Origin of the sequence: Methylobacterium sp. J-026 (assembly GCF_022829585.1) — a bacterium.
In the GTDB taxonomy this organism is placed as follows: Bacteria; Pseudomonadota; Alphaproteobacteria; order Rhizobiales; family Beijerinckiaceae; genus Methylobacterium.
In genome coordinates this window covers 12877-33119 of sequence record NZ_JAKSYC010000322.1, presented here as the reverse complement: position 1 = coordinate 33119, position 20243 = coordinate 12877, and the positions used below count along the sequence as shown (strand labels likewise).

The following is a 20243-nucleotide window of genomic DNA, read 5'->3' as shown; positions in this document are numbered from 1 at the left end:
TGCAACATATGGCAACGCTCTCGCGTTGCCGCTGCGGGTTCGACTGCGCCCGCGCTGCACTCCGCCTTGCCCGTAAGCCAAAGCCGCGCGAATACGGAATGGTCACCGCGATGGAAGAGCTGCACCGATACGCCGACAGGCCGTTCGCCTTCGTCGGGCGGTATCTCCGCCGCCGCTGGCTGCCCCACCTGGTGATCCTGGTCTCGGTGCTCGGCGCCGTGGGCTTCTCGGTCTCCACCGATTACGCGCTCAAGGGCGTGGTCGACGCCCTGACCAAGGGGCCGGGCAACACCGTGGTGTGGAGCGCGCTCACGGTCCTGATCGCCTTCATCGCCGCCGACAACATGCTGTGGCGCGTCGCGGCGCTGACCGGCGCCTTCACCTTCGTGGGCGTGACCGGCGACATCCGCCGCGACCTGTTCCGGCACATGACCGGCCATTCCCCGACCTTCTTCTCGGACCGCCAGCCCGGCACCCTGGCGTCGCGCATCACGGCGACCTCGAACGCGATCTTCACGGTCGAGAACATGTTCGTGTTCAACGTGATGCCGCCCACCGTCGCGGCCTTCGGGTCGATCGGCTACATCGCCACGGTCAACACCACGATGGCGGGGATCCTGGCGGGCGTGTTCGGCGCGGTCGTCGTGCTGATGTTCAAGATGGCCTCGGCTGGCAAGCCGCTGCACCACGACTTCGCCGCCAAGGCGGCCTCCGTGGACGGCGAGATGGTCGATCTCGTCGGCAACATGTCGCTGGTGCGCGCCTTCTCGGCCTTCAAGCGCGAGGGCCAGCGCTTCGAGGGCACGATCGGCACCGAGATGCGGGCCCGCCGCTCGTCGCTGCTCTATCTGGAGAAGCTGCGGATCGTGCACGCGGTGCTTACCGTGCTCGCCGTGTTCGGCCTGCTCTACTGGGCGATCCAGATGTGGGAGTCCGGCCAAGCGACCAACGGCCAGGTCGTGCTGGTCTGCACCCTCGGCATCCGCATCCTCGCCGCCACCCGCGACCTCGCGGTCGCCCTGGTGGACGCGACGCAGCACACCGCCCGCCTGGCCGAAGCCCTGCACACGCTGCTCCAGCCCCACGACCTCGTCGACCATCCGGAGGCCGAGCCGCTCACCGGCCAGGGCGCGAGGATCGCGTTCGACCACGTCGCCTTCAATTACCCGGACGGACGCCCGGTCTTCACGGATTTCGATCTCGTCATCGAGCCCGGCGAGAAGGTCGGCCTCGTCGGCAAGTCGGGGGGCGGCAAGTCGACCCTGTTCTCGCTGCTGCAGCGCTTCTACGACGTGCAGAGCGGGGCGATCCGCATCAACGGCCAGAAGATCGAGCGGGTGACGCAGGACTCCCTGCGCGAGGCGATCACGGTGGTGCCCCAGGACGTCTCGATGTTCCACCGCTCCCTGCGCGAGAACATCCGCTACGGCAGGCCCGACGCCACCGACGACGAGGTCTGGCAGGCGGCCGAGGCGGCCCATTGCACGGATTTCATCAAGGCCCTGCCAGAGGGCTTCGACACGATCGTGGGTGACCGCGGTGTCAAGCTCTCGGGCGGCCAGCGCCAGCGCATCGCCATCGCCCGGGCGATCCTCAAGAACTCGCCGATCCTGCTCCTCGACGAGGCGACCTCCGCCCTCGATGCGGAATCCGAGCAGGCGATCCGGCACGCGCTCGCCAACCTGATGACGGGCCGGACGGTCATCGCCATCGCCCACCGTCTCTCGACGCTGCAGGATTTCGACCGGATCGTCGTGCTGGAAGGCGGCCGCATCATCCAGGACGGGTCGCCCGACAAGCTGACCCATCTCGACGGCTTCTTCCGGGAGCTGATGAAGAAGGAATCCATGACCGGAGCGCTCGCGGCCGCCTGAGGGCGGCCGATCCGGGCCCCTCCCCGCGCGACGGCCGGACCGGACCTTGCATCGTCCGAGACGACCGCAAGCCGGCCCGGATCCGCCGCGGCCGTTGCCTCTCGCCGCCCGAGCCCGACCGTGCCCGACCTCGCCCTCGTCATCCGGGACATCTCCGAGGAGATGGCCCAGCGTCCCGACCGGGGCGCGGTCGCCGACTACATCCCCGAACTCGCCGGCATCGACCCGAACCAGTTCGGCATCGCGGTGATCGACGGCGAGGGGCAGGTCTTCACCGGCGGCGACAGCGAGACGCCGTTCTCGATCCAGAGCGTCTCCAAGGTCTTCACCCTGACCCTGGCGCTCGGCATGGTCGGCGACCGGCTGTGGCGGCGGGTCGGGCGGGAGCCGTCGGGCAACCCGTTCAACTCCATCGTCCAGCTGGAGCGGGAGCGCGGGGTGCCGCGCAACCCCTTCATCAACGCCGGCGCCATCGCGGTGACCGACCTGATCCTCTCCGGCCACGAGCCCCGCGAGGCCCTGGGCGAGATCCTGCGCTTCCTGCAGTTCCTGGCCCAGGATCCCACCATCGCCATCGACGAGCGGGTGGCGGCCTCGGAGAAGCGCACCGGCTTCCGCAACACCGCGCTCGCCAACTACATGAAGTCCTTCGGGGTCATCGAGAACCCGGTGGACTACACGCTGGGCGTCTATTTCCACCACTGCGCCATCGCGATGAACTGCCGCCAGCTCGCCACGGCCGGGCGGTTCCTGGCCCATAACGGCCGCAACCCGGCGACCGGCCATTCGGTGGTCTCGGCGGAGCGGGCGCGCCGCATCAACGCGATCATGCTGACCTGCGGCCATTACGACGGCTCGGGGGAGTTCGCCTACCGGGTCGGCCTGCCCGGCAAGAGCGGCGTCGGCGGCGGCATCCTGGCGGTGGCGCCCGGCAAGGCCTCGATCGCCGTCTGGGCCCCGGGCCTCGACACGGCGGGCAATTCCCATCTCGGCCGCGTCGCCCTGGAGCAGCTGACCCAGCGGATGGGCTGGTCGGTGTTCGGGGTCTGAGGGCCGGTTTGACCGGTCTCTCGTTTCGACCGCATCCTGAGGTGGCGTAGCGGAGCGGCGACCTCGATAAGAGGTCTCCCGCCCGCCGCGCGATCCCTGGAGGCCGCCTTCGAGGCGCTGCGCAGCATCTCAGGATGCGGCCGAGACGGGAGACACCTCGGTCAAGACCGGCACGCGATGGCAACCGCGCAGTCAAGCAGGCTCTGAGGCGCAGCTTGCGCCGCGGAGGGTTCCGCGGCACTGCGCCGGGGCGTCGATCCGGCGCCTGAGGGGGACGTGGCACCATGGCGACGATCACGGCGGCACGGGTGTCGGCCAGCGATCTCGATCCCGGCACCCTCCTCGCCCGCCTGGACCGCCTGCCCGCGACGCGGACGATCTGGCGCCTCGTGGCGCTGCTGGGCCTCGGCTTCTTCTTCGAACTCTACGACCTGCTGTTCACCGGCTACGTCGCCCCGGGGCTGGTGAGGGCCGGGATCCTCACGCCGACCACGCCCGGCCTGTTCGGGGCGAGCGGGGTCGCGAGCTTCGTGGCCGCCCTGTTCACCGGGCTGTTCATCGGCACCCTGGCGTGCGGCTGGCTCGCCGACCGGTTCGGGCGCCGGGCGATCTTCACGGGGTCGCTCCTCGCCTACACGGCGGCCAATGTCGCGATGGCCTGCCAGACCGAGGCGTTCGGGCTCAACCTTTGGCGGCTCGTCGCCGGGATCGGCCTCGGCCTGGAGATGGTGACGATCGGCAGCTACCTCTCGGAACTGGTGCCGAAGGCGATCCGCGGCCGCGCCTTCGCCCTGTGTCAGGGCATCGGCTTCACCGCGGTGCCGGTGGTGGCGTTCCTGTCCTACCTGCTGATCCCGACGGCCCCGCTCGGCATCGACGGCTGGCGCTGGGTCGTGCTGATCGGCGCCTCGGCGGCCCTCGTGGTCTGGTGGATGCGCGCGGGCCTTCCGGAGAGTCCGCGCTGGCTCGTGGAGCACGGACGGCTGGCGGAGGCCGAGGCGATCCTGCGGAGGCTGGAGGCGCAGATCGCCGCCGAGACCGGCCGGCCGCTGCCGCCGCCGGCGGCGCCGGACCCGGTCCATCCGCGCGGCGCCTTCCGCGACCTGTGGAGGCCGCCCTACCGGCGCCGGGCGCTGATGATGGCGGGCTTCAACGTCTTCCAGACGGTGGGCTTCTACGGCTTCGCCAACTGGGTGCCGACCCTGCTGGTGGCGCAGGGCATCACGGTGACCTCAAGCCTCGCCTACACGGCGCTGATCGCGCTCGCCGCCCCGATCGGGCCGCTGATCGGCCTCGCCATCGCCGATCGGTTCGAGCGCAAGCACGTCATCGTGGCCGCCGCCCTCGTCTACATCGCCTGCGGGCTGGCCTTCGCGCGGACCCGGGAAGTCGGCGCCATCGTGGCGCTGGGGATCGGGCTGACGCTCGCCTCCAACGTGATGTCGTACAGTTTCCACGCCTATCAGGCCGAACTGTTCCCCACCGGCATCCGCGCCCGGGCGGTGGGCTTCGTCTATTCCTGGAGCCGCTTCTCGGCGATCTTCACGGGGTTCGTCATCGCCTTCGTTCTGCGCGAGGCCGGCACCCCGGGGGTGTTCCTGTTCATCTCCGCGGCGATGCTGGTGGCCGGGCTGCTCGTGGGCCTGCTCGGGCCGCGCACCCGCGACGTGGCGCTGGAGAAGATCGCGGGGTGATGCCGGCCGCCGCGCGATGCCGGATCCATCATCGCCGCGGGCAAGGGCGGGGGGTCGAGACCCATATCGTCTCGGCGGGCATGCTGGACCTGAGGCCGCCCGGCCTGCGCCTGCCCGTCGCCGATCTGTTCGCCGATCTGCCGCCCCCCGCAGATCCCGCGGCTTGATCCCACCCGAGGCGGATGCCACAGCGTCGAGAACGCCAATCAGGACGCCCCGATGACAGCCTCCCTCGATCTCCTCGTGCTCGGCAACGCCATCGTCGACGTGATCGCCCGCGCCGACGACGCCTTCCTGGCCGAACAGGGCGTCACCAAGGGCGCGATGCAGCTCATCGACGAGCCCCGGGCGGAGGCCCTGTTCCAGGCCATGGGACAGGCCACGATCGTGTCGGGCGGCTCGGGGGCGAACACCGCGGTCGGGGCGGCGCTCCTCGGCGCCAGGACCGGCTTCGTCGGCAAGGTCCGGGACGACGCGCTCGGCGGCCTGTTCGGCCATGACCTCAAGGCCACCGGGGTCGACTTCACCGTCCCGGAGGCGAAGGACGGGCCGGCCACGGCCCGCTGCCTCATCCTGGTGACGCCGGACGGCGAGCGCACCATGAGCACCTATCTCGGCGCCTGCCAGGGACTCGGCCCGGACGATGTCGACAAGGCCCTCGTGAGTTCCGCGCGGGTGGTCTATCTCGAAGGCTATCTCTGGGATCCGCCCGCCGCCAAGGAGGCCTTCCGCAAGGCCGCCGAGATCGCCCACCAGGCCGGCAACGCCGTGGCGCTGACCCTGTCGGACGCGTTCTGCGTCGGCCGCTACCGGGACGAGTTCCTGGGCCTCGTGCGCGACGGCAGCGTCGACATCCTGTTCGCCAACATGGGCGAGCTCCAGAGCCTCTACCAGACCGACGATCCCGAGGCCGCTGTGGCGGCGCTGCGCGACGAGCGCAACGCCCGGGGCCGGCACCTGCTCGGCCTCGTCACCCGCTCGGCGGACGGCGCCCTGGTGGTGCAGGGCGGCGAGGTTCGCGCCGTCGAGGCGAGCCCGGTGCACGGGGTGGTGGACACGACCGGGGCCGGCGACCTGTTCGCGGCCGGCTTCCTGGCCGGCCACGCCCGTGGCCTCGACAACGTCGCCAGCGCCCGCCTCGGCGCCCTGGCGGCGGCCGAGGTGATCCAGCATATCGGCGCCCGCCCGCAGGCCGATCTGGTCGGCCTCGCCCGGGAGCGCGGTCTGCTCTGAGGCGTCAGGGCTGCAGCAGCACCTTGCCCACCGCCGCCCGCCGGGTCAGCAGGCCGAAGGCCTCGGGGAACTCCGCCAGGGGGTAGGTGCCATGCACCTGCGCGGTGAGCTTGCCCTCGGCGACCCAGTCGAGGAGCCGGCGCTGGTCGGCCCGGTGCGCCTCCGGCTCGCGATCCAGGAAGGCGCCCCAGTGGACGCCCTGCACGTCGAGCTCCTTCAGGAGCATCAGGTTGAGCGGCAGCCGCGGGATGCCGCCGGCCGCGAAGCCGACCACGAGGTAGCGCCCGCGCCAGCCAAGCGCCCGCAGGGCCGGCTCCGCATAGGCGTCGCCGACGGCGTCGTAGACCACGTCGACCCCGCCCCCGGAGATCCGGCGCAGGTCGTCCTTCAGGGTCGCGGGATCGTAGACCAGGCCCGCCTCGGCCCCGTGGGCCCGGGCGACCGCGAGCTTCTCCTCCGAGGAGGCGCAGGCGATGACCCGGGCGCCCATCAGCCGTCCGAGTTCCACGGCGGCGAGGCCAACGCCCCCGGAGGCGCCGAGCACCGCGAGCCACTCCCCGGGCTGCAGGCACGCCCGGTTGGCCAGCGCATGGAGCGAGGTGCCGTAGGTGATGGTGAGCCCGGCCGCCTGTTCGTCCGGCACCCCGTCCGGCACCGGCGTGAGCCGGCCGGCATCGATCGCGATCCGCTCGGCGCAGCAGCCGTGCCCGGCATGGACGATCACCCGGTCGCCCACGGCGACGCCGGAGGCCCCCTCCCCCAGCGCCTCGACCACGCCGACCCCTTCGCCGCCCGGCGAGAACGGCAGCGGCGGCTTCACCTGGTAGCGCCCGGCCACGATCAGCGTGTCGAAGAAGTTCAGCGCCGCCAGCCGGATCCGCACCAGGGCCTGCCCGGGCCCCGGGACCGGATCGGGCCGCGCGGCGATCTCCAGATGCTCCGGCCCGTCGAGCCTCGTGCACAGCAGCGCCCGCATCGCGTTCTCTCCTCCCCGGCCTTTCGTGCCGATGAGGCCCGATCCGGCCGCGCGGTCAAGCCGTCCCGATCATCTCGCGGATGCGCGCCCCCAGCACCTCGACCACGAACGGCTTGGTGATCACCTGCATGCCGGGGGCGAGCTGGCCGCTGCCGAGCACCGTCGCCTCCGCGTAGCCGGTGATGAACAGCACCTTGAGCCCCGGGCGCTTCTCCCGGCCGGCCTCGGCCATCTGGCGGCCGTTCATGCCGCCGGGCAGCCCGACATCGGTGACCAGCAGGTCGATGCGCACGTCCGATTGCAGGACCTTGAGGCCGGCGCCCCCGTCGGCGGCCTCGATCGCCGTGTAGCCGAGATCCTCCAGCACCTCCGTCACCAGCATCCGGACGGTGGGCTCGTCGTCGACGACCAGGACGGTCTCCCCCGGCGCGGCGCGGGGCGGTGCGCCGATCGCCGCGTGCGCCTCCTCCTCCGGCACCGCGCCGGCGTGGCGGGGCAGGTGGAGGCAGACCGTGGTGCCCCGGCCGACCTCCGAGACGATCCGCACCTGGCCGCCCGATTGCTGCGCGAAGCCGTAGATCATCGACAGGCCGAGGCCGGTGCCCTGCCCCAGCGGCTTGGTGGTGAAGAACGGCTCGAACACCCGGTCGACGATCTCCGGCGCCATGCCGGTGCCGGTATCGGCGACGCAGAGCGAGAGATACGGCCCCGGCGGCATGTCGTGGTGCCGGGCGGCGGGCGCGTCCAGCCGGGCATTGGCGGTCTCGATGGTGATGCGCCCGCCCTCGGGCATCGCGTCCCGGGCGTTGATGCACAGGTTGAGCAGCGCGTTCTCGAGCTGCGGCGGGTCGACCAGGGTCAGCCACAGGCCGGGGGCGGCGATCACCTCAACGACCACCGCCGGTCCCACGGTGCGCCGGATCAGCTCCTCCATGCCGGCGACGAGGCGGTTCACGTCGGTGGGCTTCGGGTCGAGGGTCTGGCGGCGCGAGAAGGCGAGCAGCCGGTGCGTCAGGGCGGCGGCGCGCTTGGACGCGCCCTGGGCCGCGTTGATGTAGCGGTCGACATCCATCATCCGGCCCTGGCTGAGCCGGGTCTGGATCAGCTCCAGCGAGCCGGAGATGCCGGCCAGCAGGTTGTTGAAATCGTGGGCGAGGCCGCCGGTGAGCTGGCCCACCGCCTCCATCTTCTGCGATTGCCGCAGGGCCTCCTCGGCGGCCGCCAGGGCGTCGGCGCGCTCGCGCTCGGCGGTGAAGTCGCGCCCGACCGCGTTGATCACGCCGTCGCCGGGCCGGGCCGCCCAGCTGATCCAGCGGTAGCTGCCGTCCCGGTGGCGGTAGCGGTTGTCGAAGCGCGCGAGGCGCTCGCCCGCCGAGAGCTGCTCCGCCCCCGCGATCGTGCGCGCCAGATCGTCCGGGTGGACGAAGTCGATCAGCTTGGTGCCGACGAGGGCGTCCGCGCCCCAGCCCAGCACCTCGGTCCAGGCCGGGTTCACTGCGGTGATCGTGCCGTCGAACAGGCAGCGGAGCATCATGTCGGAGGAGAGCGTCCACAGGGCGTTGCGGTCGGCGGTCCGCTCCGCGACCTGCTGCGCCAGGGTGGCGTTGAGGCTGCCGAGTTCCGCAAGCGCGGTCTCGAGCTGGGCCCGGCTCTCGGTGAGGGCGGCGTCGGCCAGCACCCGCCCGGTGGTCTCGTTGGTGAGGATGAACAGCCCGGCGACACCGCCCGCGGCATCGAGCACCCGCGAATACGAGAAGGTCCACCACGTCTCCCGGGCACCCCGGTCGGTGTCGAGCTGCCACGGCAGGTCGACGAACCGCTCCGGCCGGCCCTCCAGGGCGGCCGCGATGATCGGCCCGGCCTGCTCCCAGGCATCGGCCCAGACGGCGTCGAACCGCGCCCCCATGGCCCAGGGCAGCCGTGGCCCCAGCAGCGGGAAGTAGGTGTCGTTGAAGAAGAAATGGAGATCGGGCCCCCAGGCCAGGATCATCGATTCCGGCGAGTTGAGCACGAGCGAGAGCGCCGCCCGGAACTCCGCCGGCCAGGTCTCCGGGGGGCCGAGGGGGTGGCCGGTCCAGTCGCGCGCGCGGATCATGCGCGCCGCTTCGCCGCCGCCGGCGAGGAAGGAGAGGGGGTCGGTCACGAGTTCGGAATGCAGCATGTCATGGGCGTACGGCGTATGACTGCCTTTGGCGGCATCTCCAAGATGCCGCTCGCGGTTCGAGGACGTCGTTACAGAACGCCGTCTTTGCGAGCGGAGCGAGGCAACTTAGGGCAGCGGGACCTTCGTGAGCGTGGCGCCGACTGGATGGCTTCGCGCCGCTCGCAAAGACGGTCGGGCCGAGCTTCGATCCAACCAGCTTCCTAAAGCCTGAACCCAATTAGCTTAAGCATGTAATGACTGCTCGCGACCCAACCCAGCCGCCGGGAACGTCGTTTGCGTTTCTCCAAAGCAGTCGTTCGCCGGACCTCAATCAACTTCGGCTCAGGGGGGACAGCGGAAGTTGGCTCGACATCCGGAAGCGGACCCCGGCATGAGCCTGTTCTAGTCCCATCGGCAGCGATCGGCCACTCGCAAAGGCGATTTCCGGAATGCAGCCAAAAGGGCACACACCACAGGAACCCGTCTCGTCGCGTTGACCGAGTGTCGGCCGATCACCTAGCCTGACCGTGACGGTTCCCCTCGGGGATCAAAAGGGAACGCGGTGAGGAGCTTGCTCCGAGGCCGCGGCTGCCCCCGCAACTGTAAGCGGCGAGCCCAGCACCACCGCGTCACTGGATGAGCCTCATCCGGGAAGACGGTGCGAGGGCGACGACCCGCGAGCCAGGAGACCTGCCGTCAGCCGTGGTCACACGCGAAACGCGCCGGGCGGGGTGTCCTGGCGGGTGCCGAGACGCTCGTGCCCGTGCGCGATCGGCGAGGCTTCATTCGCGGTGACGTGCCACTGCCGTCGCCCGAGGTCCCGTGTCTCATCGTCCGACCACCCGAACGCTCGCGACCCTGTCGGGCGTCAGCCTCGCTGTCCTAGCGTCAGCGGCTGTAGCTCAAGACCGATCCATTCCCAGTGCCGCAACCACCGAAACGACGCTGGAGGAGATCTCGGTCACCGCGGAGACCGCGGCAGCGGCGTCACCGCAGGCCGGTCCATCTGCCAGCGCAGGCTACGTCGGGGGGACGACCGGCATCGGCGGGATCAGCACGCCCGTGACCGCCGCCAGTTCCGGCGTCATCACGGGTGCGCAGCTCAACAGCCGCCCCGTGACCCGCCCCGGTGAGGTGCTGGAGGCGGTGCCGGGCCTGATCGTCACCCAGCACTCCGGTGAGGGCAAAGCCAACCAGTTCTTCCTGCGCGGCTTCAACCTCGACCACGGCACCGATATCGCCCTGTTCCTAGACGGCATGCCGCTCAACATGCGCACCCATGCCCACGGCCAGGGCTACGCCGACATCAACTTCCTGATCCCCGAACTCGTCGGCGCCGTGGAGTTCCACAAGGGGCCATACTTCGTGCGCGACGGCGACTTCGCCTCCGCGGGCTCGGTCCGGATCGACTACCTCGATACGACCGCCAAGAACGTCGCGCTGACCTCGATCGGCAGCTTCGGCTACAAGCGCGCCCTGTCGATCACCACCGTGCCGCTGGCCGAGGGCAACCTGCTCCTGGCTGGCGAGGCGCAGGTCTACGATGGGCCGTGGGTCGTCCCGGACGCGCTGCGCAAGATCAACGGGGTCGCCCGCTACAGCCAGGGCACGCCGCTCGACGGCTTCTCGGTCACCAGCATGGCCTATGCGGCCCGCTGGACCGCGACCAACCAGATCCCCGAGCGCGCGGTCACCGAGGGGCTGATCGGCCGCTACGGCACGATCAACCCTACGGACGGCGGCGATACCTCGCGCGTCTCGCTCTCGGGCAAGTTCAGCGCGACGGACGACACCGGCGTGACGCGGGCCTCGGCCTACGTGATCCGCTCACAACTCAACCTGTTCAACGACTTCACCTATTTCCTGAACGACCCGGTCAACGGCGACCAGTTCCACCAGCTCGACCAGCGCATCATCGGCGGCGGCGAGGCGCTGCACATCTTCCAGGGCGATCTGTTCGGGCTGCCGATGGAGAACGAGATCGGCGTGCAGACGCGGACCGACAGCATCCGGGTCGGCCTATTCAACACCACGAACCGGCAATACCGCTCCGGCGTGCTCGATGACCGCGTGCTGGAGACGAGCGGCGCCTTCTACTTCGACAACCGGGTGCGCTGGACCGACTGGTTGCGCACCAGTGTCGGCTTCCGCGCCGATGGCTACTACGCGAGCGTCGTCTCGGACACGCCGGCCAATTCCGGTCGAGCGCGCGACGGTATCGTCAACCCGAAGCTCGGCCTGACCCTCGGACCATGGTTCGACACCGAGCTCTACGTGAATTACGGCGGCGGCTTCCACTCGAACGACGTGCGCGGCGTGACCGCCACGGTCGACCCGACGAGTTCGCTGTTCAACACCACCCGCTCGCCGTTCCTGGTGCCCTCGACCGGCTACGAGATCGGCCTGCGCAACCGCTCGATCGCCGGGCTGGAGACGAGCCTCGCGCTGTTCCGGCTCGATTTCGCCTCGGAGAACCTGTTCCAGGGCGATACCGGCACGACGGAGCCAAGCCGCCCAACCCGGCGCTTCGGCGTGGAATGGACGAACCGCTACGCGGTGACGCCCTGGCTGCAACTGGAGGGCGACCTGACGATCACCAACGCCCGCTTTTCCGACTACGATCCGGCCGGTAACCGGGTGCCGGAGGCGCCCACCACGATCGCGTCGGCGGGCCTCACCTTCGGCGAACCGCTCGGCTGGTTCGGCTCGCTGCGGTTCCGGTATTTCGGACCGCGGCCGCTGATCGAGGACAACTCCATCCGCTCGCGGCCGACCGCGCTGTTCAACGGCCGGGTCGGCTACAACTTCGAGAATGGCATCAGCGTCTCGCTGGACGTGCTGAACCTGACGAACAGCAAGTCTGACCAGATCACCTACGCCTACGTCTCGCGCCTGCCGGGCGAGCCCACGGAGGGGCTGATCGACCGCGTCTTCCACCCGGTGGAGCCCACCGCCGTGCGCCTGACAATCGCGGGTCGGTTCTGATCTCACCCGCCTGCATCCGGACATTCGGAATGCCGCCTTTGGGTCGGGAGCGGGCGCAGCAATGACGTCCGCTCCTTTGCGTTGCCGCCCGAAAGCGGACCGGCGGAAATCCCCCTTCTCGGACATCGCTAAGGCCAAGCTGGTTACATTCCAACTCTAGTGCGCCTCCTGCCAGTTCCCCGCCGCCTTGGCCTCCACCACCAGCGGCACCCGGAGCGTCAGGGCCGGGGCCGGCGCCTCCTCCATCACGCTGGCGATGATCGGGATCGCCCGGTCGACCTCGTCCTCCGCGGTCTCGAAGACCAGCTCGTCGTGGACCTGCAGCAGCATCCGCACGTCGAGTTTGGCCGCCGCCAGCGCCGCCTCCATCCGGGTCATTGCCCGGCGGATGATGTCGGCGGCCGAGCCCTGGATCGGCGCGTTGATCGCCTGCCGCTCGACGCTGGCGCGCTCGGACGGGTTGTTGGAGCGGATCTGCGGATAGTGGCAGACCCGGCCGAACAGGGTCGTGACGTAGCCCTTGTCCCGGCAAATCTTTTTGGTCGTGTCGATGTAGTCGCGGATGCCCGGGAACTGCTCGAAATACTGCTTGATGAACGCCGACGCCTCCTCCCGGCCGATGCCGAGCCGGTCGGCGAGGCCGAAGGCCGAGATGCCGTAGATGATGCCGAAATTGATCGTCTTGGCCCGCCGCCGCAGGTCGGGGGTCATATCCTTGAGCGACACGCCGAACATCGCGCTGGCTGTCGCCGCGTGGATGTCGATCCCGTCCGCGAACGCCTTCCGCAGCTCCGGGATGTCGGCCATGTGGGCGAGCAACCGCAACTCGATCTGCGAGTAATCCGCTGAGATCAGCCGGTTGCCGGGGGCCGCCACGAAGGCCCGGCGGATGCGCCGGCCCTCCTCGGTGCGGATCGGGATGTTCTGGAGGTTCGGCTCGGACGAGGACAGCCGCCCCGTCGTGGTCGCCGCCAGGGAGAACGAGGTGTGGACCCGCGCCGTCTCCCGGTCGGCATGGGTCTGAAGCGAATCCGTGTAGGTGGATTTCAGCTTCGCGAGCTGGCGCCACTCCAGGATCTTTTTGGGGAGTTCGTGCCCGGCCTGGGCCAGTTCCTCCAGCAGGGTCGCGGGCGTCGCCCATTGCCCGGAGGGCGTCTTCTTGGCCCCCGGCAGACCCATTTTTCCGAAAAGAATATCGCCGATCTGCTTCGGCGAGCCGACGGAGAACTTTTCGCCGGCATCGTCCTGGATCTCCTCCTCCAGGCGCACGAGGATCTGCGAGAAATCGCCCGAGAGGCGGCTCAGCATCTCGCGGTCGACCCGGATGCCGCGCTGCTCCATCCGGGCGATCACCGGCAGGAGCGGTCGCTCCAGGGTCTCGTAGACGGCGACCCGGCGCTCGGCGACGAGGCGCGGCTTCATCATCCGCCACAGGCGCAGCGTCACGTCCGCATCCTCGGCCGCGTAGGCGGTGGCCCTGTCGATGGCGACCCGGTCGAAACTCACCTTGTTGCGGCCCGTGCCGGCCACGTCGGAGAAGGTGATCGGCTGGTGGCCGAGATGGCGGCGGGCGAGCTCGTCCATGCCGTGGCCGCCCTTGCCGGCGTCGAGCACGTAGGAGATCAGCATCGTGTCGTCGAACGGCGCGATCTCGATGCCGTAGCGGGCGAGCACGACCCAATCGTATTTCAGGTTCTGGCCGACCTTCAGGACGCCCGGATCCTCCAGGAGCGGCTTCAGCCGGGCGATCGCCGCCTTCAGCGGGATCTGCCCGGGCACCGGCTCGGCCACGTCGGAGGAGGTCGCGCCCTCGCCGAACAGGTCGGTGGCATCGGCCTGGATCTTGGCGGTCTGCACATGCGCCAGCGGGATGTAGCAGGCGCGGCCGGTGGCGGTGGCCAGCGAGACGCCGACGAGCCCGGCCTTGTGGGCGTCGAGAGCGTCGGTCTCGGTGTCGACCGCGATCACCCCGGCCTCCTGGGCCTCGGCAATCCAGGCGTCGAGCTGCTCCAGGCTGGCGACGGTCTCGTAGGCGGCGGTGTCGAACGGCGCCACCGCCTCCGCGGCCCGGGCCGCGACCACGTTGCCGGGGGTCGCCTCGACCGGGGCCCGGGGCTTGGCCGGGGCGTCGGGCAGGTCGAGATCGGCGAACGGGTCGACCTCGCCACCCTCCGGCGGGGCGGCGCCCGGCGGGCGCTCGGCCCCGGCCGCCGCGGTCTCGGGATCGGGCGGCACGGGATCACCGAAGAACGGCACCGCGTCGCCGTTGGCGGGGGGGCGGGCACCGGGCAGGAGCCGCGGATCGGGCTTCACCGCCTCGGGGTCGACATGCAGCATCTGGGCGATGCGGCGGGTGAGCGTGTTGAACTCCATCGCCTTCAGGAAGCCGACGAGTTTTTGCGGGTCGGGCTCGGGCACGCCGAGATCGTCCAGATCGACCGGGACCGGCACGTCCTCCATCAGCGCCACCAGCCTGCGCGAGAGCCGCGCCTGATCGATGCTGGCGAGCAGGGTCTCCCGGCGCTTGGGCTGCTTGATCTCGCCCGCCCGTTCCAGCAGCGCCTCCAGGCTGCCGAATTCCTTGATCAGCGCCGCCGCGGTCTTCAGGCCGATGCCGGGGACGCCCGGGACGTTGTCGGAGGTGTCGCCGATCAGCGCCAGGGCGTCGCCGATCTGGTTCGGCTGCAGCCCCTCCCACTTGGCGATGATCGCCTCGACGTCGAGGTTGCGCTCGGGCCGGTAGCCGGGCTTGCCCTTGGCGCCGGATTCGAAATCGTAGAACCGCACCTGCGGCCCGACGAGCTGCATCAGGTCCTTGTCGGAGGAGACGATGATGACGCCCGCGCCCCGCGCCTCCGCCTGCCGCGTATAGGTGGCGATCAGGTCGTCCGCCTCGTAGCGCTCCAGCTCCACGGCGTGCAGGCCGAAGGCGCGCACCGCGTCGCGCATCAGCGGCATCTGGCGCTTGAGGTCATCGGGGGCGTCGGGGCGGTGGCCCTTGTAGTCGGGAAACATCTCCTTGCGGAACGAGCCCTCGGACTTGTCGAAGACGATGCCGAGATGGGTCGGCATCGTGCCGGCCGCGCCCTCCTGGAGGAACTGCGCGATCTTGGTGCAGAACAGCCGCACGGCCCCGGTGGGCAGGCCGTCCGAGGGCCGGGAATTGTACTTCTGATCCTGGTTGATCGACTGGAAATAGGCCCGGAAGATGAACGACGAGCCGTCGACCAGGATCACCTGATCGCCCGGGCCGACCTTCTTGGGATTGGCGGAGGCGGTCTCGACGGTCATGGGCGCAGGCGTCTCGGGGCGATCAGGGCTCGGGCACGCGGTCGAGTTCGGCACGGCAGGCCGCGACGAGGTCGGCCAAGCGCTCGTGAACGGTCCGCCAGACGTTGTCCAGCATCACCCCGTGATAGCCGTGACGATACACGTTTCCCGCGGCAGCGATGTCGCGCCAGGGCACGTTCGGATGACGGCTGCGCATGTCGTCGGTGAGGCGTCGGCTGGCCTCCGAGATAATCTCCAGGCAGCGGACGACGGCATAGTTGGTGCGCAGATCCGCGACGAACGCCTCGTAGCTCATGCCGGCCACGAAGGTTTCCGCAGATTGAGCATTGGTGATGATGTCCTCGCAGGCGTCGAGCGCCCGCTCAGAAGGCTGGAACGGCATCGTGCTCGGCCCTCTTCCGGACGCTCGCCTTAAGGCTCTGGCGATCCGCCACGTCGACAGGGATCGGGAACAGGTCGCCGATGAAGCGACACAGGCCGACATAGCTGAAGACGTCGCGCACATGCTCCGTGTCGATCTCGATCATCACGTCGAGGTCGCTGTCGGGCCCCGCCTCGCCGCGGGCGACGGAGCCGAACAGGGCGGCGTGCAGCACCCCGCGACGGCGCAGTTCGGCCTCGTTGGCGCGCAGGATGTCGAGGGCGGCGTGCTTGTCCATCGTCGCGATACCGGAGGGGATTCGGCACCGCCCAGCATAGCACAACCGCGCGACCCTAGCGGGTCAAGCCGCGAGTTCGCGCCCGATCTCCGCCACCCGCCGCAGGTCGTCCACGAAGGCCGCGTAGGCCTCCTCTTTCGCCTCGTCGGGCAGGCGCAGCAGGTAAGACGGGTGGACCGTGATGAAACCCTGGACGCGGTCCTCGAACCGGTCGAACCGGAACGGGCCCCGCGCCCGGGTGATCGGGACCGCCTTGCCGGTCAGCGCCAGCACCGCTGTCGCGCCCAGCGCCACCACGAGCTTCGGGGCCACGAAGTCGAGCTCCCGATCGAGCCACCAGCGATAGTGGCTGACCTCGCCGGCCGTCGGCTTCTGGTGGATGCGGCGCTTGCCGCGTTCCTCGAACTTGAAGTGCTTGACGGCATTCGTGAGATAGCTCGCCCCGCGGTCGATCCCGGCCTCCGCCATGGCCCGGGAGAGCAACTGCCCGGCCGGCCCGACGAAGGGGCGGCCCTGCCGGTCCTCCTGGTCGCCGGGTTGCTCGCCCACGAAGGCGATCGTGGCGCCGGACGGCCCCTCGCCGAGCACCGCCTGCGTGGCGCCCGGCACCAGTGGCTCGGTGCGCTTGATGATCGCGTTCAGCGCCTCGAGGGTTTTGGGGTCCTGATCGGCCATGGCGGCGACGGCGCGGGCGGGTTCGCGGCGTGTGGGCAAGGTCGGCTCCCTCTCGATCATCGCATCGGTGCGCCCCGCCGCCGCCCGAACCAGGGCGGGGATCGCGGCGGTCTCGGGCATGTTGTGCCAATATTTCTTGGGCATCTCCGCCCGCATCGCCTTCAGGTTGGTGCGGGCCGGGTTGAACGTGCTCTCGTAATAGGTCTGCCAACCGGCCTCGAAGCCGTCGCCCTCGGGGAGCGACGCCCGGTCCCCGGGCGGCCCGTAGGTCAGGGTCTCGGTATCCCAGTGGGCCGACCCCTCCGGCGTCAGGATCGACCAGCGCATGCCGCGGAACCGCGCGACGAAGAACGGCGCCGCCGCCTCCAGGATGTGATGGTCGGGCTCGAACCACGCCACGAAATGCTCGCCAGCGGCGTCCTCGGCGCGGCGGAAGCGCAGGAACGCGTGCATCTTGTGCAGGTCGCGCCCGATCGCCTTGGCCATCCGGTGCAGGCGGTGGACCAGGGGATCGCTGCCGACCTCCATGAGGTGCCGCTCGCCGTGGCAGACCCGCCAGATCAGGGCGTAGAGCAGCCCGTAACGCTCCGGGTCGCGGTGGGGGATCACCTGCGGGATCAGGGCGGCGACGGGTTTGGGCAGGGCGAGCGGCGCGGCGGGGGCCTGGGCGGTCTCGGTGCCGAACAGGCCGGGGGAATCCGTTACCGCCCACGCCACGGCCTCGGGGGGGATGCCCTCCGCGATGAGCCGGCGCGCGGCGTCGCGGAAGCCGGTGAGATCGGCGCCCGGGCGCAGGAGGATGCTTTGCGGCGCGCGCGCATTCCCTCCCCCCTCTGCGGGGGAGGGTGGCCCCCGGAGGGGGTCGGGAGAGGGGAGCGCCGCTTCCTGATGAGTCGCGACGACCGCGCCATCCTGCATCATCGCGCTGCCCCTCTCCCGACCCGGCCTGACGGCCGGCTCACCCTCCCCCGCAGAGGGGCGAGGGAGCGGCGCGTTTCCGAGCGTCATCAGAACAAACTCAGCTGCGTCGCCGGCTCGACCAGCCGGGCGCGCAGGTCGAGCCGGTCGGTCAGCCCGACCGGGCGGTGGTCGGCGGCGACGAGGAACGGCCGCGCCCGCTTCAGCCCCGAGGTCAGCCGGGCGACGTCGTCGAGGCGCAGGGTCGCGTGGCGGCGCGCCGTGATGATCTTGTCCACCGCCCGGGCGCCGAGGCCCGGCACGCGCAGCAGCCATTCCCGGTCAGCCTTGTTCACGTCGACGGGAAATTTCTCGCGGTGTTTCAGCGCCCAGGCGAGCTTGGGGTCGATGTCGAGGGCGAGCATGCCGCCCTCCGAGGCGTCGGCGACCTCATCGGGGGTGAACTGGTAGTACCGGAGCAGCCAATCGGCCTGGTACAACCGGTGCTCCCGCTGGAGCGGCGGCGGCTTCGGCGGCAGGATCGCCGATCCGTCCGGGATCGGGCTGAAGGCCGAGTAATAGACCCGCTTCAGCCCGACGCTGCCGTAGAGATGCGCGCTCTTGCGGATCAGCGCCTCATCGGTGGTGGCATCGGCTCCGACGATCACCTGGGTCGAATGCCCGGCCGGGGAAAAGCGCCGCTTCTCGGCCTTGGCCTCGACGATGCGCTCGCCGATCTGCGCCATGGCGTTCTGGATCGCGGCCCCGTCCTTCTCGGGGGCGAGCCGTTCCAAGCTGGCCTCGGTGGGCAATTCCACGTTGATCGAGAGCCGGTCGGCGTAGAGGCCCGCCTCCTCGATCAGCCAGGGGCTCGCCTCGGGGATCGACTTGAGGTGAATGTAGCCGGCAAAGCCGTGATCGCGCCGGAGGGACTTCGCCACCCGGGTCAGCAGCTCCATGGTGTGGTCGGGCGACTTGATGATGCCCGACGACAGGAACAGGCCCTCGATGTAGTTGCGCCGGTAGAAGTTCAGGGTGAGGTTGACGACCTCCTCGACGGTGAACTTGGCCCGCCGGACGTTCGAGGACCGCCGGTTGATGCAATAGGCGCAGTCGAACAGGCACCAGTTGGTCAGCAGGATCTTGAGCAGGGAGACGCAGCGCCCGTCCGGCGTGTAGGCGTGGCAGATCCCGGCCCCGGTGGTGGAGCCCAAACCGTCCTTGCCGGCCGCGCGCTTCGGCGCCGCCGAGGACGCGCAGGAGGCGTCGTATTTCGCGGCATCGGCCAGGATGCGCAGCTTCTTGGCGAGGGTTTCGTCCATCGAACAGACAATGAACGACGAGCCCGAAGGTGCAAGGCCAGCCGGCCTTTCGCCCCGGGCCGCGATGCCGCACCCCGGCGAGGATCGAGCGGGATCTCGCCGGCGGCCGCGCTCGCCCTGAACGAACCGAACGCGTCCGTCTGCGCGTTCAAAGGCCTTGCCTCGCAGAATAAACGCCCCTACGATATTTCGATGCCGACGACATGGGACGAGCCGAAGCGTCTGGCGAACCTCGCCAAGCACGGCTTGGACTTCGCCGACTTCGACTCCTGTTTCGACGGCGAGACGGCGCTGATCCACCCGGCCCGGGCGAGCCGCACCGGCCGCGCACGCGACAGGCTGATCGGTGATGGGAATGGCGAGCGCGTCGTCGCCGTCATCGTCTCACCCCTCGGCACGGAAGTGCTGTCTCTCGTCAGCCTCCGCATCGCCGACCCTGACGAAAGGGAAGCCTATGCCCGATACCGCACCGAAGCCTGAAGAGCCCGATCCGGGTTACGCGCAGGAGGACTGGGACGAGGTCTCCGACAACCCGAAGCTGACGGAAGCGGATCTGGCCGCGCTACGTCCCGCCCGGGAGGTGCCGGAGGTGTTCAAGCTGCTGCCGAAGCGCGGACGCGGGCGTCCGAGGCGGGCCGATGCCAAGGTCAACTTCACGATGCGGATCGACCCGGCGCTTCTGGACGCCTATCGGGCGACCGGCGACGGCTGGCAGGTACGCATGCACGAGATCCTGGCCGGCGGGCTCGAGCCATCCGCGGCGCGGAGGGGCGCCGAGACCGCGGACGTGGCGGCGCGGCGCGGCATCGGCCGGCGCGCGCCGAAGGGATCCAAGGCCCACGCCTGAGGCTTTGCTGGCTGCGACGGCCACGATCCGATCGGCGCGCCGTCCCAGGCGCGCCAGTCACATCGGTGGATCCCCGTCCCCGTCGACCACCCGGCGGGCGAGGTCGTAGGAAAAGCCGGCCCGGGCCAGGGCGGCGAGGTCCCGGTCGCGGTGGGCGGCGCGCTGGTCCGGGCGGCGGTGCGGACCGAGGCGCCGGCGCTTGGCGTAGGCCTGCGCGGCCTGAACGTCGATCGCCTCCGCCGCCCCGTCGGGCATGGCGTCGCGTTCCGCCCGCATGGCGGCCTCGACCACCTCCCGCGGAACCCCCTTGGCGGCGAGCTTGGCCGAGACGCCCCGGCTCGACGTGCCGCGGCGGCGCAGCGTCGCCAAGCGGGTGTCGGCGAAGCGTGCATCGTCCACGAGGCCGGCCGAGACCGCCCGGGCCACGGTCGCCGTGACGAGGTCCGCGAAGCCCTCCGAATCCTCGCCCCGGGCCCGGGCCCGCTTCTGGACCCGCCGCGCCAGGGTCCGGCGCAGCATCTCGGTCGAGGCGCTGTAGCGCTCCAGATAGTGGAGCGCCGCGCGTTCGAGCCAGGCCGCGCTCACCGGGCCGGGCGG

General features: G+C 70.3%; 16 protein-coding genes and 1 riboswitch. Of the genes, 8 read left to right on the top strand and 8 right to left on the bottom strand.

From position 1 onward, the window contains the following. Positions 1–110 precede the first annotated feature (110 nt). The 5 genes from MKK69_RS27830 (at position 111) to MKK69_RS27810 (ending at position 5851) form a co-directional block, all read left to right on the top strand. On the top strand, positions 111–1874 hold the full coding sequence (locus MKK69_RS27830) for an ABC transporter ATP-binding protein (RefSeq protein ID WP_243973402.1): 1764 nt from the start codon (positions 111–113) through the stop codon (positions 1872–1874). Between the two features lie 120 nt (positions 1875–1994). Then, positions 1995–2924, top strand: a complete 930-nt coding sequence (locus MKK69_RS27825) for a glutaminase (RefSeq protein ID WP_243973401.1) — start codon at positions 1995–1997, stop codon at positions 2922–2924. Between the two features lie 284 nt (positions 2925–3208). Further along, complete coding sequence (locus MKK69_RS27820) at positions 3209–4618, top strand: MFS transporter (protein ID WP_243973400.1); 1410 nt, start codon at positions 3209–3211, stop codon at positions 4616–4618. After that, entirely contained in the window at positions 4618–4785 is a 168-nt protein-coding gene (locus MKK69_RS27815; protein WP_243973399.1) for a hypothetical protein, read from the top strand. Before MKK69_RS27820 ends, MKK69_RS27815 begins: the two co-directional genes overlap by 1 nt. A gap of 52 nt (positions 4786–4837) precedes the next feature. After that, positions 4838–5851, top strand: a complete 1014-nt coding sequence (locus MKK69_RS27810; protein WP_243973398.1) for an adenosine kinase — start codon at positions 4838–4840, stop codon at positions 5849–5851. Between the two features lie 4 nt (positions 5852–5855). Here MKK69_RS27810 and MKK69_RS27805 read toward each other — a convergent pair whose 3' ends face one another. Continuing rightward, on the bottom strand, positions 5856–6827 hold the full coding sequence (locus tag MKK69_RS27805; RefSeq protein ID WP_243973397.1) for an NADPH:quinone oxidoreductase family protein: 972 nt from the start codon (positions 6825–6827) through the stop codon (positions 5856–5858). 55 nt (positions 6828–6882) lie between these two features. Next, positions 6883–8970, bottom strand: a complete 2088-nt coding sequence (locus MKK69_RS27800; protein WP_243973416.1) for a hybrid sensor histidine kinase/response regulator — start codon at positions 8968–8970, stop codon at positions 6883–6885. 514 nt (positions 8971–9484) lie between these two features. Continuing rightward, a riboswitch (cobalamin riboswitch) is annotated at positions 9485–9683 on the top strand. 241 nt (positions 9684–9924) lie between these two features. On the opposite strand from MKK69_RS27800, the gene MKK69_RS27795 reads away from it, so the two are divergent. Continuing rightward, a complete protein-coding gene (locus MKK69_RS27795) occupies positions 9925–11955 on the top strand; it encodes a TonB-dependent receptor (protein WP_243973415.1) in 2031 nt (676 codons plus the stop codon). A 156-nt stretch (positions 11956–12111) separates the two neighbouring features. Here the strand turns inward: MKK69_RS27795 and polA are convergent, their stop codons facing one another. From polA to MKK69_RS27770, 5 genes are all read right to left on the bottom strand, one after another. Continuing rightward, positions 12112–15246, bottom strand: coding sequence for a DNA polymerase I (gene polA, locus MKK69_RS27790; protein WP_243973396.1), 3135 nt, complete (start codon positions 15244–15246; stop codon positions 12112–12114). A gap of 22 nt (positions 15247–15268) precedes the next feature. Beyond that, entirely contained in the window at positions 15269–15628 is a 360-nt protein-coding gene (locus tag MKK69_RS27785) for a DUF86 domain-containing protein (protein WP_243973395.1), read from the bottom strand. Further along, a complete protein-coding gene (locus MKK69_RS27780; RefSeq protein WP_243973394.1) occupies positions 15609–15905 on the bottom strand; it encodes a nucleotidyltransferase family protein in 297 nt (98 codons plus the stop codon). The genes MKK69_RS27785 and MKK69_RS27780 overlap by 20 nt, the downstream gene beginning before the upstream one ends. A 63-nt stretch (positions 15906–15968) precedes the next feature. Next, complete coding sequence (locus tag MKK69_RS27775; protein ID WP_243973393.1) at positions 15969–17501, bottom strand: UdgX family uracil-DNA binding protein; 1533 nt, start codon at positions 17499–17501, stop codon at positions 15969–15971. 86 nt (positions 17502–17587) lie between these two features. After that, positions 17588–18799, bottom strand: a complete 1212-nt coding sequence (locus MKK69_RS27770; protein WP_243973392.1) for a putative DNA modification/repair radical SAM protein — start codon at positions 18797–18799, stop codon at positions 17588–17590. Positions 18800–18991: 192 nt separating this feature from the next. On the opposite strand from MKK69_RS27770, the gene MKK69_RS27765 reads away from it, so the two are divergent. Both MKK69_RS27765 and MKK69_RS27760 read left to right on the top strand, forming a co-directional pair. Then, positions 18992–19279, top strand: coding sequence for a BrnT family toxin (locus MKK69_RS27765; protein ID WP_243973391.1), 288 nt, complete (start codon positions 18992–18994; stop codon positions 19277–19279). Then, positions 19254–19646 carry a BrnA antitoxin family protein gene (locus MKK69_RS27760; protein WP_243973389.1) on the top strand — a complete coding sequence of 131 codons (393 nt, stop codon included), beginning with the start codon at positions 19254–19256 and terminating at the stop codon, positions 19644–19646. The genes MKK69_RS27765 and MKK69_RS27760 overlap by 26 nt, the downstream gene beginning before the upstream one ends. 57 nt (positions 19647–19703) lie before the next feature. Here the strand turns inward: MKK69_RS27760 and MKK69_RS27755 are convergent, their stop codons facing one another. Further along, positions 19704–20231, bottom strand: coding sequence for a regulatory protein RecX (locus MKK69_RS27755; protein WP_243973387.1), 528 nt, complete (start codon positions 20229–20231; stop codon positions 19704–19706). Positions 20232–20243: the final 12 nt, after the last annotated feature.